Source organism: Erwinia sp. QL-Z3 (genome assembly GCF_004551645.1).
GTDB lineage: Bacteria > Pseudomonadota > Gammaproteobacteria > Enterobacterales > Enterobacteriaceae > Erwinia > Erwinia billingiae.
This window is the reverse complement of sequence record NZ_CP037950.1, coordinates 2524597-2536774: the sequence shown is the minus strand read 5'-3', so window position 1 is coordinate 2536774 and position 12178 is coordinate 2524597. Positions and strand designations below refer to the sequence as shown.

Annotated in this window: 10 protein-coding genes; 4 read left to right on the top strand and 6 right to left on the bottom strand. The window is 57.3% G+C overall.

The window, feature by feature from the left end; all coding sequences use genetic code 11:
* Window positions 1-12 precede the first annotated feature (12 nt).
* Together sbcD and E2F51_RS12270 are read left to right on the top strand one after the other, a co-directional pair.
* A complete protein-coding gene (gene sbcD, locus E2F51_RS12275; RefSeq protein WP_134823577.1) occupies window positions 13-1236 on the top strand; it encodes an exonuclease subunit SbcD in 1224 nt (407 codons plus the stop codon).
* On the top strand, window positions 1233-4907 hold the full coding sequence (locus E2F51_RS12270; RefSeq protein ID WP_134823576.1) for an SbcC/MukB-like Walker B domain-containing protein: 3675 nt from the start codon (window positions 1233-1235) through the stop codon (window positions 4905-4907). Before sbcD ends, E2F51_RS12270 begins: the two co-directional genes overlap by 4 nt.
* A gap of 31 nt (window positions 4908-4938) precedes the next feature.
* Here the strand turns inward: E2F51_RS12270 and E2F51_RS12265 are convergent, their stop codons facing one another.
* The 3 genes from E2F51_RS12265 to E2F51_RS12255 are packed head-to-tail and all read right to left on the bottom strand — an operon-like array spanning window position 4939 to window position 6631.
* Window positions 4939-5583: a DUF799 domain-containing protein gene (locus E2F51_RS12265; protein ID WP_013200996.1), complete on the bottom strand. Its 645-nt coding sequence runs from the start codon at window positions 5581-5583 to the stop codon at window positions 4939-4941.
* Window positions 5583-5936, bottom strand: coding sequence for a DUF4810 domain-containing protein (locus tag E2F51_RS12260; RefSeq protein ID WP_013200995.1), 354 nt, complete (start codon window positions 5934-5936; stop codon window positions 5583-5585). Before E2F51_RS12260 ends, E2F51_RS12265 begins: the two co-directional genes overlap by 1 nt.
* Window positions 5937-5953: 17 nt before the next feature.
* A complete protein-coding gene (locus E2F51_RS12255) occupies window positions 5954-6631 on the bottom strand; it encodes a CsgG/HfaB family protein (RefSeq protein ID WP_013200994.1) in 678 nt (225 codons plus the stop codon).
* Window positions 6632-6939: 308 nt separating this feature from the next.
* Between E2F51_RS12255 and E2F51_RS24050 the strand changes: the two genes are divergently transcribed.
* The gene (locus E2F51_RS24050; protein ID WP_134823575.1) at window positions 6940-7368 is read left to right on the top strand and encodes a cell envelope integrity TolA C-terminal domain-containing protein; all 429 of its coding nucleotides are present in this window, start codon (window positions 6940-6942) and stop codon (window positions 7366-7368) included.
* Here E2F51_RS24050 and E2F51_RS12245 read toward each other — a convergent pair.
* Window positions 7365-8432, bottom strand: coding sequence for an AraC family transcriptional regulator (locus E2F51_RS12245; protein ID WP_371732183.1), 1068 nt, complete (start codon window positions 8430-8432; stop codon window positions 7365-7367). The genes E2F51_RS24050 and E2F51_RS12245 overlap by 4 nt on opposite strands.
* 147 nt (window positions 8433-8579) lie before the next feature.
* Window positions 8580-9584: a phosphotransferase enzyme family protein gene (locus E2F51_RS12240; protein ID WP_013200992.1), complete on the bottom strand. Its 1005-nt coding sequence runs from the start codon at window positions 9582-9584 to the stop codon at window positions 8580-8582.
* 238 nt (window positions 9585-9822) lie between these two features.
* Between E2F51_RS12240 and eat the strand changes: the two genes are divergently transcribed.
* Window positions 9823-11187 carry an ethanolamine permease gene (eat, locus tag E2F51_RS12235; RefSeq protein WP_013200991.1) on the top strand — a complete coding sequence of 455 codons (1365 nt, stop codon included), beginning with the start codon at window positions 9823-9825 and terminating at the stop codon, window positions 11185-11187.
* 35 nt (window positions 11188-11222) lie between these two features.
* On the opposite strand, the gene mak is transcribed toward eat, so the two are convergent.
* Complete coding sequence (mak, locus tag E2F51_RS12230; protein ID WP_134823574.1) at window positions 11223-12128, bottom strand: fructokinase; 906 nt, start codon at window positions 12126-12128, stop codon at window positions 11223-11225.
* Window positions 12129-12178: the final 50 nt, after the last annotated feature.

Sequence of the window (12178 nt, the reverse complement as noted above, 5' to 3'; positions counted from 1 at the left end):
TAAAGGGATCTCATGCGAATTATCCACACGTCAGACTGGCATCTGGGCCAATTTTTTTACACCAAAAGCCGCGCCCCGGAACATCAGGCTTTTACAGACTGGCTGCTGGCTCAGGCGGTGGAACATCAGGTGGATGCCATTATCATCGCGGGAGATATCTTCGACACCGGTTCGCCGCCCAGCTATGCGCGCGAGCTGTATAACCGTTTCGTGGTCAACCTCCAGCAAACCGGCTGTCAGCTGGTGGTACTGGGTGGCAATCATGATTCCGTCGCCACGCTGAATGAATCGCGTGAGCTGCTGGCCTGTCTCAACACGCGGGTGATCGCCGCGGCCAGTGATGATATCGCCCAGCAGGTGGTGATCCTGAATAAGCGCAATGGCGAACCTGGCGCGGTCCTGTGCGCCATTCCCTTCCTTCGCCCGCGTGACATCACCGTCAGCCAGGCCGGTCAGTCTGGCCATGAGAAGCAGCAGAGCCTGCTGGAGGCCATTACCCAGCATTACGATCGCTGCTGGCAGGCGGCGCAGGCCGAGCGGCAAAGGCTGGATTTACCGTTGCCGATTATTGCTACCGGCCATCTGACCACCGTCGGCGTGACCAAAAGTGATGCGGTACGCGATATCTATATCGGCACGCTGGATGCTTTTCCGGCCCAGGCATTTCCCCCGGCGGATTACATCGCGCTCGGCCATATCCACCGCGCGCAGCGCATCGCCAACACGGAGCATATTCGCTACAGCGGCTCCCCGATCCCCCTCAGTTTTGACGAGTTGGGCAAAGACAAGAGCGTGTTTCTGGTCGACTTCGCCGACGGCAAGCTGAGCCAGGTTGAAACGCTCTCCGTCCCGCTGTTTCAGCCGATGCAGATGATCAAAGGCTCGCTGGAAGAGATTGAGCAGCAGCTGGCCGCGATTGTGCCGCGTGAAGATGGCAAGCCGGTGTGGCTGGATATCGAGATTTCCACCCAGGCGTGGCTGAACGACCTTCAGCGGCGTATTCAGGAACTGACGCAGGAAATGCCGGTGGAGGTGGTGCTGTTACGCCGCAGCCGCGAGCAGCGGGAACAGGTTATCGACCGGCAAAACAATGAAACCCTCAGCGAACTCAGCGCGCAGGAGGTGTTTAGCCGCCGTCTGGCGCTGGAAGAAAATGAACAGCCTGAACGGCTGGCGCGGGCGACGGCGCTGTTCACCCTGACGCTGGCAGAAATTGATGATGAGGTGCAACCGTGAAAATCCTGACGCTGCGGTTTAAAAACCTCAACTCGCTGAAAGGCGAATGGAAGATAGATTTTACCGCCGAGCCCTTTGCCAGCAACGGTTTGTTTGCCATTACCGGCCCGACCGGCGCGGGAAAAACCACCCTGCTGGATGCCATCTGCCTGGCGCTGTACCACGAGACGTCGCGGCTGGGGAAACTCTCGCAGACGCAGAACGATTTGATGACCCGCGACACCTCAGAATGTCTGGCCGAGGTTGAATTTGAAGTGAAAGGCGTGGCCTGGCGGGCATTCTGGAGCCAGAACCGCGCACGCGGCGCGGTGGATGGCAATTTGCAGGCCCCGCGCGTCGAGCTGGCCCGCTGTGATGACAACAAAATCGTCGCCGATAAGGTGAAAGACAAGCTGGATATGCTGACGGCGCTGACCGGGCTGGATTTCGAGCGCTTTACCAAATCGATGATGCTGTCGCAAGGGCAGTTTGCCGCCTTTCTGAATGCCGATGCCAATAGCCGGGCAGAGCTGCTGGAAGAGCTGACCGGCACCGAAATCTACGGTCGCCTGTCCGCCAACGTCTTTGAACGGCATAAAAACGCCAAAGTGGCGCTGGATACGCTGCGTGCGCAGGCCAGCGGCATGGCGCTACTCGACGAAGAGCAACTGCAGCTGCTAACAACCCAGTTAGCGCAGCTGGTGTCGGATGAGCAGGTACTCACTTCGCAACATCAGCAGCACAGCCTTTTATGGCAATGGCAGCAGCAATATCACGCGGCCTTGCAGGCGCTGAAAGCGGCCGAAGACGATCATCAGCAGGCCGAAAGCGCCTGGCAACAGGACAGCAGCGAGCTGGCCCGTCTGGTTCAGGCCGAACCGGCAGAAAAACTGCGCCCGCTCTGGCAACAACGCGAACAGTATCAGCAGGATGCGCATCAGCTCAGCGTCCAGCTTCAGAGCCTGTCCCAGCAAAAGGATCGGGCTCAGCAGCAGATGACCGGCTTAACTCAGCAGCTGAAAGCGGCCGATGAGGCACGGCAACAGCATGAAGCGCATCGCCAGCAGCAGGAAACGGTGATTACCGACAGGGTGCTGCCGCTGGATAACCGCATCGCCACGCTGGACCAGCAAAACCAGCTGCTCGAAAAAGAGGTCAGTGAGTACCAACAATCTCTTAATCGTCGGCAGGATGCCCTGCAGCAGAACCAGAAATCCCAGGCTGAGAAGCAACTTCAGCAGCAGCAAACCCGCCAATGGCAGCAGGCACATCCGCACTTTTCCGGCTGGGGTGCCTCCCTTCCCCTGTGGCGCGTGCGCTTTGAGCAGCAGCATCAGAGCGAACTGGCGCTGACTGCACTGCAGGCACGCAGTGCACAACAGGCCGCTCAGGTGGTTCAGCAGGAACAGCATTACACCGCGCTCGATCGGCAGATACAGCCTCAGCAACAGCAGCTGGAACAGGCCAAAACCCGCTGTGATGAAGCTGAAAAATTGCATCACCAGCGTCAGCTGCAGCATCCGGAAGATCGGCTGCAGGCCTCGCTGGCCCAGCTCAGCCAGCAACGTCCACTCCGACAAACCCTGGCGCTGCTGATCCCGCAGTGGCAGCAGTTGCAAACCCGCATGCAGCGACAGCAAACCAGCCAGGCAGAGGGTCAGAAACAGCTGAAGCTGACCGAACAGCAACTCGAGGTGCTGCGCGCCAACTGGAAAGAGAAGCATCAGCACTGGCAGGATCTGGAGAAGCGCTGCGAGCTTGAGAGGCGCATTGCCGGGCTGGAGCAGCAGCGTGCCTTACTGGAAGCCGGTCAGCCTTGTCCGCTGTGTGGCGCGTGCGAGCATCCTGCAATTGCCGACTATCAGGCCCTTGAGCCGTCAGAAAATCAGCAGCGGCTGGTCAAACTGAAAGCCGAGGTCGATAGCCTGAAAGATCAGGGCACGGCGACGCGGGAACAGTTGAAAAACCTGCAGCAGCAGGCGGAGAAAGAGCAGCAGCTGCGGGAAGAGAACGATCGTGAAGCCGCACAGTTACAAAGCCAGTGGCAGACCGCAGTCGATGGCCTGGCGTTAACCCTGACGCTGGCAGACCGGGAAGAAACGCAGCAATGGCTGGCCGCTCAGGATCAGTCAGAAGCTGAGGGTCAGGCTAACTTACTCAGCCTGCAGCAAAGCGCGCGTGAACTGCAACAGCAGAAAGATGCGCTGAACCAGCGGCAGAATGAGCTGGCAGCATTGCTGCAGCAGCAACAGCTGGCAGGTCAGCAACTGCTTACTACCCGACAGGCGCTGAGCGAGCTGGAGCAGCAGCATAAACAGCAGCAGGCCGCCGTGCAGCAGCAGCGCGACGACCTGCAGGCCTCGCTGGCCGAATCTGCGCTGACGCCACCCGAGCCGGGCAGCCATGAAAGCTGGCTGGCCAGCAGACAAGATGAGTGGCAGCAGTGGCTGAAAGCGGAGCAGGCGCTAACTGACCTGTTGCCAGAGCTGACGACCCTTGCCACTCAGCTGCAGGCATTGAGCGATGAGATCGGCCGCGAAAAATCGCGCCTTGCGGAACTGGCACTGCGCCTTAACGCCGAAGCTGAATCGCTGAGCGAATTGAGAGCCCAACGCCTGCAGCTGTTTGGCGAGCAGGCAACTTCAGCGGTGCAACAGCAGCTGCGTCTGGATTCTCAACGTCACGCGGAAAGCAGCCAGGCCTGCCTGCAACAGTGGCAGATAGAGCAGAACCAGTTAAATACACTGACCGGACAGCATAACTCACTATCTGAGCAGTCGGTTACGCTGGAACGACGGCTTGAAGATGCTCAGCAAGCGTTGAATACCGCACTGGCCGCCAGTCATTTCAGTGATGAAGCGGACTTCACTGCGGCATTGCTGGATGAAGAACAGACACTGAAACTGCGTGCGTTGCAAAAGCAGCACGACCAGCGTCGCCAGCAAACCAGCGTATTGCTGCAACAGGCGCAAAAAACCCGGGATCGGCATCTTGAGCAGAAACCCGCCGAACTCACGGAGCAGACTGAGGCGTTAAGTGAAGCGGTCAGCCGGCTGGCTAACCTGCTGAAAGAGAATAATCGCCAGCAAGGGGAAACCCGCCAGCAGCTGACCAGCGATGCCGCGCGTCGCCAGCAGCAGCAATCGTTACTGGAACAAATCCGGCAGAACGAACAGGAAGTGGAAGACTGGGGCTATCTCAACCAGCTGATCGGTTCCCGCGAAGGGGATAAATTCCGTAAGTTCGCCCAGGGACTGACCCTTGATCACCTGGTATGGCTGGCGAACAACCAGCTGAACCGGCTGCACGGACGCTATCTGTTGCAGCGTAAATCGAAAGAGGCGCTGGAGTTGCAGGTGGTGGATACCTGGCAGGCAGATTCACTGCGCGATACCCGCACCCTGTCCGGCGGCGAAAGCTTCCTCGTCAGCCTTGCGCTGGCATTGGCGCTGTCGGACCTGGTCAGCCATAAAACCCGGATTGAATCCCTGTTCCTCGACGAAGGTTTTGGCACGCTCGATGCGGAAACGCTGGACAGTGCGCTGGACGCGCTGGATGCCCTAAATGCCAGTGGCAAAACGATTGGCGTGATCAGCCACGTGGAAGCGATGAAAGAACGCATCCCGGTGCAGATCAAGGTCAGGAAAGTCAACGGATTGGGTTACAGCAAGCTGGAAACGCCCTCGGCGTAAAGCGGGCGCCTGGAAGGCGCCCGATGATGACTTACAGGGTCGGCGATTTCGCGCGCGGCCCTTTTAAAATGCCGCCATTGTCATTGGCGCTCAGCAAACGGGCACTGGTGACAGAGGCTACGGTATGCGCCTCATCGCTGACGTTGTTGACGATCTGCTTCACCGCCGCCGCAACCAGCATCCCCACCAGTCCCTGGTTATTGTTGTTTTCGTTGTTCGCCGCGGTGGCCAACCCACTCCAGATTTGCGTGCCGGTGCGCAAATCCACCAGTTTGGCAGTGGCCGTCACCTGGGTCACGCTGTCTACCACAATGTACTTGGTGCCGTACGAAGTGATATCGATGTACAGCGCCGCATCCGCATTGAAGATACTGCGCAACTTAGCCGCGCTGACGCCACGAATGTCGGTGGCATTGGTCAGGCCGTTCTGATTAAAGGTCTCTTCCACCACGGCGACCGGGAAGACGTAGTAGCCCGATTCCGCCAGCGGCTGCGTGACCAGCGAGGCAAAACTGTGGGCGGCATTGATATCCGTGGTGCGATTTTCCGCAGGCAGCACCAGAATCGAGGCCGGCTTGCTGGCACGGAACGCGGTGTAATCATAAGGCGTTTTTTTGGCGCAGCCGGTCAGGGCCAGCACCGCCAGGACGGCGGAAATAACTACAATTTTCTTCATTAATTTGCTCCCTGCTTATTACGCATCAGAAAGTCCATATAGTGAGCGGATTCTGGAAACGCGGTCTTCTCGGCGTTAAATTGCTCGAATGCCAGATCCGGATGACCGGTATCGACATACAACAATCCCAATTGCGCGCGCAGGCCTGGCGCTACCGGTTTATTTTTGGCATGGGCTTGCTGAATAACCGCATTAAGCGTCTCAATTTCTTTTTCAGGTGCCGCACTTTTCTGGTAATAGCTGTAAAGCGAGGGCTGATAGTCACCCCAATAATAGATATTGCTACTTTTTTCGGCGCAGGCCGTCAATAACAGCGCGGTTGTTGCTATTAGCAGTGTCTTATTAATTCGCATTGTATTTCTTCCCTGAGTTATTTAGCTGCGCGCCATGCGCCGGACTCCAGTCCGCTGACCAGATGATTTACCGCTTCACGCATCGCCAGATCGATCACCTTGCCATTCAACGTCGAGTCATAGCTGGCGGTGCCGCCAAAGCCAATCACTTCACGATTTGAAAGCTGATATTCGCCCGCGCCCTGCACGGAATAAACCACTTCAGAGGTGGCAACATCGACGATATTCAGGTTCACTTTCGCGTAAGCAACCTGCGTTTTCCCCCGACCCAGGATGCCCCACAGCTGCTGATCGCCGACTTCCTTGCGTCCGAACTCGGTGATATCACCGGTCACCACATAGTCCGCACCCTTGATGGTCTGCGCGCTGCGCTTGTAGCCCGCTTCAGCCTTGAGCTCATCCAGGTTGGCGCGATCCAGCACGTTAAAGCGGCCGGTTTGCTGCAGGTGGGTGATCAGAATCGTTTTGGACTGATTGCCCAGACGATCGACGCCATCCGAGAAGATGCCGTTCATATACGCAGAGCGGTTATCGAACTTACCGACCGCGATGGGGCTTTTAGCGCCCTGCCAGGCCGGTTGCGTGGCAGCAGTCACCTGAGGCGCTTCAATGGCACGCGAGGATTCAGTCGCGCAACCGCTGAGCATGGCGCTACTTAATAAGGTCAATGCGAGGACGTTAATATAAGGTTTCATTTCTGTTCCATGAATTAAGGTGAAAACCCGTCTGACGGCTTTATTTACGGCAAACCTGTTGCCCTACTTCCCGAAGCACTTAATAAAAACAGGCATAATTTACGCTGGAAAAGCAGAATTGAAAAATAATTTATTTCCGTTATTAAGTAAATTCACTGCCAGTTTGTTTTAATCTGAGAGAATATTTCCGCTGAAGTAGAGATTTATCTGTAAAGAGTCTGACGGCGAAAAAAGAGTCAGCCAGCAAGAAGCTAACAGGATAAACTATCGGCTGGACGTCAGGATTCTTTAGAAATAGTGATGAATAAATGAAAATGAATCGGCACAAAATGGCATGGGCGTTGGCGGCAACGGTGATGACGACGCTGCTGGCCGGCTGTCAGTCAGCCAAAAATACTCAGCAAAATGCCCCGGCGACGGCGCAGGAAATGCAGGCGTTTGCTGACCAGCAGTGCACAGCCGCCACCGCAGAAATGTCTGAGGAAGACTGCCGCTACTACGCGAAAATGCAGTACGGTATTCAGCGCAATTTTTATGACCACGCGCGTTATGTCGGACGCGAATGCGTGCTGACCATCAGCTGGAAACAGAATGGGCGGTATAGCGTGTTGAGTACGTCGGGCGATGAGCAACTGTGTAAGAAAGCCTGGGGCGTGGTCAGCAGCGCGGAAAATCTGCCCGCGCCACCAAAAAAATTTCCCAGCGAAATTATTCTCGACTTCAAGCCGGCCGCTTAACCCGCCAACTCGTCCTGCCGCCACTGACGTGGGCTGATGCCAAACCAGCGGCGGAAAGCGCGGGAAAAGGCGCTGACTTCGGAATAGCCCAACAGCAGCGCCATCTCTGAAATTGGCAGCTGGCGCTGTTGCAGATAGTGCTTGGCCATTTCGCAACGCACCTTGTCCACCAGCGCGGTGAAGCTCAGGTTTTCATCGCGTAGCCGCCGTTGCAGCGACCAGCTCGACAGCCCCATTTTTTCAGCCACCTCTTCCAGCACCGGCTCACCTTTCAGCAACACCAGATGCACCTGTGCACGGGCCTGATCGACAATATTTTGTTGAGGCGTGGCGCTGTTCAGGCGGCGGATCGCATCCTGCATCACCATTAACAGCATCGGATCGCTGTCCGGCATCGATCGCGCCAGATCGCGTTTCGGGATCAGTAATGAGTTGAAGGGTTGATCAAAATAGACCGGCGCATCGAACACTTTGCAGTGCTCATGCCATTGTGAAGGCCGTGGATGCTCGAAATGGACCTCTCTGGGTGCCCAGTTTTTACCCGCCACATGGCGAATAAGGTTCATAAACATCCCCAGCGTCAGTTCAGCATCCTGACGGCGACAGAGGATCGCGCCGTGGCGCACCTGGTAATCCAGCCGCCAGCAATCCCCTTTATCAACCAGCCGGGTGAGCGTGTCGTGCTGATGATACGGAAAGGCATTCACCACGTTCTGCAATGCCTGTTCCAGCGTCGCCGAACACAGGCCGACATAACCAATCAGACCTAATGACTGCGGTTTAAACTGCTTGCCGTAGTGCAAACCGAAGTTATCAAAACCTGAATAACGCGCCGCTTCTTCCATCACGCGACAGTAGTTGATCAGCCCAAGGCTCAAGGTCGGACTGGAAAGCAGTTCGGGATCGATGCCGCTGACGCCAAAAATGCGATCGACATCGCCGCCCTTCTCACTGATAAAACTGCTCAGGCCGCTGGCTGCCGCCGCCAGAACCCCACGATTACTGACGGCGCTGGCATTCAGCGCCGTTGCCATGTCAGGCTGTCTGATAAGACCGGTTTCCATCATCGTCGCCTCGGCGTAGAAAATATGCTGCTAATGCAGCAATATTCATACCAACCTCGTCGGTGACGTTTAAAAACAAGGTGTTATGACAGGACAATCACGGGTAGATGCGGTGCCCGCCGCGTGCCTGCCCGTTCTGAGTGCAACTCAGGCGCCAACCGGAAGCTCGCAGGTCTCAAGGTAGCGGCGGCACAGCCGCACAGAATGATCCGCCCACTGCGGGCCAAGACTGTGTGCCATCTCGGTTTCGGCATGGGATCCGGCCCACGCCATCAGCTGGATGCGGCGCTGGATCAGCAGGGTTGGCAGCATCGCCATCTCTTCATCACTGATATGGGCAATCTGCTCGTAGCCTTTGATCCAGTGATCCACCCACTCTGCTGCACGAGGATGGTGCTCGACAAAACTGATCGCTGCCGCAAGATCGTGCAGATACCAGCCCATGCCGCAGTCGTCGAAGTCGATCACCCGCGTCTCGCCTTTGTGCAGCAGCAGGTTGGTCAGCCGCAGATCCGCATGGATCAAGCCGTAACGCGAGGCGTCTTTACCGAAGATCGTCAGATCGCTACCGACCCGGGCGATCGCTTCTTCCACCACCGGACGATCCTGCAGGCGCAGATTCGGCACATCGCGCCAGTCGCCCCAGTGACTCTGCGGGCTGACCATCGTCTGGTGATCCCAGATGATGCGCTGGAATCCCGCCGGCTTCTGCCAGCTTTTGCTGTGCTGATGCAGGCGGGCGGTGATATGGCCTAACTGCTGGAAGGCACGCGGATCGACCTCGGTGGTCGGCATCTCGCCTTCAATCCAGTCAAACAGCACCACATGGCGCTCGCTACCGTCTTCCAGTTGCAGCGTCTGCACGGTCTGACCCTCTTTATCCGGCACCGCCTGCGGCACCACGATGCCGGTTTCCCGCAGCGCATCGAGCCAGTGCAGCTCACTTTCGATATCCGCACGCTGATGATAATTGCCGCGATGCAGGCGCAGCGCGTAGCGTTTGCCACCGGCTTGCAGTAAAAACGTGGCGTTCTCTGAGCGGCAAAGCAGGCTCAGCGTTCCCTGCAAGGCTGCGGGATAACGGGTGAGCGTGCGCTGAGCAAGGTTTAGCAGCGCGGCTGTATCCAGGTTGTCATATTGCGTGGCAGTCATAGTCTGGCTCCGTAATGGTTGGCTGTCGGTTACCCGCCGTGTGATACCAGCATGGCGTCACCTGCCTCTGACCCGCTTGACCGCAGATGACCCTCTTTTGACTTTAGCGTGCATCTGGCGCTTTTTTTGCTTCTGAGTTGACAGCAGAGCACAAAATTCCTTACGCCAGCGTCAAGTTTTCCGGCGGGCCACGGCTGCATTATCGACTGACAATAAAACTCATCACGGGGAATGCGTTATGACAGGCAAACTGAAGCCCACTCTGGGCACAATACATCTGTGGGGCATTGCGGTAGGTCTGGTGATTTCCGGCGAATATTTTGGCTGGAGTTACGGCTGGGGTGTGGCGGGAACCTTAGGATTCCTGGTCACCACCGCGCTGATCGCCCTTATGTATACCTGTTTTATTTTTAGCTTTACCGAACTGACCACGGCGATCCCGCATGCCGGTGGCCCTTTTGCTTACAGCCGTCGCGCCTTTGGCGAAACCGGTGGCCTGATTGCCGGTATGGCAACCCTGATTGAGTTCGTCTTTGCCCCGCCGGCCATTGCGATGGCTATCGGCGCCTATCTCAACGTGCAGTTCCCCGATCTGAATCCGAAATATGCCGCAGTGGGCGCCTATATCATCTTTATGACGCTGAATATCCTCGGCGTTAAGCTGGCGGCGATGTTTGAGCTGGTGGTGACGGTGTTAGCGGTGCTTGAGCTGCTGGTGTTTATGGGCGTAGTCGCGCCGGGCTTCAGCGTGGCAAACTTCGCCGCCAATGGCTGGTCGGGTGGCGAGCACTTCGGACTGCCTGCGCTTTCCGGGATTTTTGCCGCTATCCCGTTCGCTATCTGGTTCTTCCTCGCCATTGAAGGGGCCGCGATGGCCGCTGAAGAAGCCAGGGATCCGAAACGCACCATTCCGAAGGCCTATATCAGCGGTATTCTGACGCTGGTGATCCTGGCCATTGGCGTGATGCTGCTGGCCGGCGGTGCGGGTGACTGGCGTAAGCTGTCGGACATCAACGATCCGTTGCCGCAGGCGATGAAAATGGTGGTGGGCGAAAACTCCGGCTGGATGCATATGCTGGTGTGGATTGGGTTGTTTGGCCTGGTGGCGAGCTTCCACGGCATCATTCTGGGCTATTCACGCCAGTTCTTCGCCCTGTCCCGCGCTGGCTATCTGCCTGCCGGACTGGCTAAGCTGTCCCGCTTCCAGACGCCACACCGCGCCATCATTGCCGGTGGTTTGATTGGCATTGCCGCGATCTTCAGCGACAGCTGGATTAACCTACAGGGCATGACGCTGACCGCCGCGATGATCACCATGGCGGTGTTCGGTGCCATTGTGATGTACATCATGAGCATGCTGAGCCTGTTCCGACTGCGCCGCACTGCGCCAGAGCTGGAGCGTAGCTTCCGTGCGCCGGGCTACCCAATCGTTCCGGGCATTGCGCTGGTACTGGCCGTGGTCTGTCTGATTGCCATGCTGTGGTTCAATGCGCTGATTGGGGCGCTGTTCGTGGCCTTTATGGTGGCAGGCTATATCTACTTCCTGATGACCAAAAACCAGCGTGCCAACGCACCGCGTGATGCGATGCTGGCAGGCGAGTAAGCAAGAAAAAGGGCCGACCCTCGGCCCTGTTTTTTTTACTGCGGCCAGAGCCAGGCGGCGCCACGTACGCCACTTGAATCGCCGTGAACCGCTTTACGCAGCGGGGTTTCACACTCTCCGCCAAACACCCACTTCTTCATCAACTGCGGCACCGTCTGATACAGACGGTCGTTATTGCTCATGCCGCCGCCCATCACAATCATTTCCGGATCGAAAATATTGACGATGTGCGCCAGCGATTTTGCCAGCCGCAGCTCATAACGGCTCATCGCCAGCTCCGCAACCGGATCCTGCTGCTCCAGCAGCGTGATAATCTCCGCGCCTTTCAGCTCCACGCCGCTCAGGCGGTGATAGTCCGTGGCGAAGCCGGTGCCGGAGATAAAGGTCTCAATGCAGCCCTGTTTACCGCAGTAGCACGGCACTTCTTCGCGGTAACGCAGCTCATCTTCGTCCATCCACGGCAGCGGATTATGCCCCCACTCGCCCGCATTACCGTTGCCGCCAATGTGCGCCTGACCGTTCAGCGCCACACCCGCACCACAGCCGGTGCCGATAATCACCGCAAACACCGTCTGCTTCCCTGCCGCCGCGCCATCCACCGCTTCGGAGACGGCCAGGCAGTTAGCGTCATTGGCGATCCGCACCTCACGGTTAAGCATTTTTTGCAGGTCTTTATCCAGCGGCTGCCCGTTGAGCCAGGTCGAGTTGGCGTTCTTCACCAGCCGTGTGTAAGGCGATAGCGTCCCTGGAATGCCGATGCCGACCGTGCCCTGCTCACCGGTTTTCTCTTCGGCCAGCCTGACGAGGCCGACCATGGCATCCAGCGTCTGCTGATAATCATCACGCGGCGTGGGCACGCGGTGACGGAACAGCGTCTCGCCTGATTCAGCAAGTGCTATCACCTCAACTTTAGTTCCACCTAAATCTATCCCGATACGCACTTGTTATTCCTCATTATTTGACGGTCATCGTCTTACCTTAGAAGGCCGGA

Bases quoted from the DNA above. Each gene is read 5' to 3' on its own strand.
- sbcD (WP_134823577.1), top strand. From the start codon at position 13: ATGCGAATTATCCACACGTCAGACTGGCATCTGGGCCAATTTTTTTAC.
- E2F51_RS12265 (WP_013200996.1), bottom strand. From the start codon at position 5,583: ATGAAGAAAATTGTAGTTATTTCCGCCGTCCTGGCGGTGCTGGCCCTG.
- E2F51_RS12260 (WP_013200995.1), bottom strand. From the start codon at position 5,936: ATGCGAATTAATAAGACACTGCTAATAGCAACAACCGCGCTGTTATTG.
- E2F51_RS12255 (WP_013200994.1), bottom strand. From the start codon at position 6,631: ATGAAACCTTATATTAACGTCCTCGCATTGACCTTATTAAGTAGCGCC.
- E2F51_RS24050 (WP_134823575.1), top strand. From the start codon at position 6,940: ATGAAAATGAATCGGCACAAAATGGCATGGGCGTTGGCGGCAACGGTG.
- E2F51_RS12245 (WP_371732183.1), bottom strand. From the start codon at position 8,432: ATGGAAACCGGTCTTATCAGACAGCCTGACATGGCAACGGCGCTGAAT.
- E2F51_RS12240 (WP_013200992.1), bottom strand. From the start codon at position 9,584: ATGACTGCCACGCAATATGACAACCTGGATACAGCCGCGCTGCTAAAC.
- eat (WP_013200991.1), top strand. From the start codon at position 9,823: ATGACAGGCAAACTGAAGCCCACTCTGGGCACAATACATCTGTGGGGC.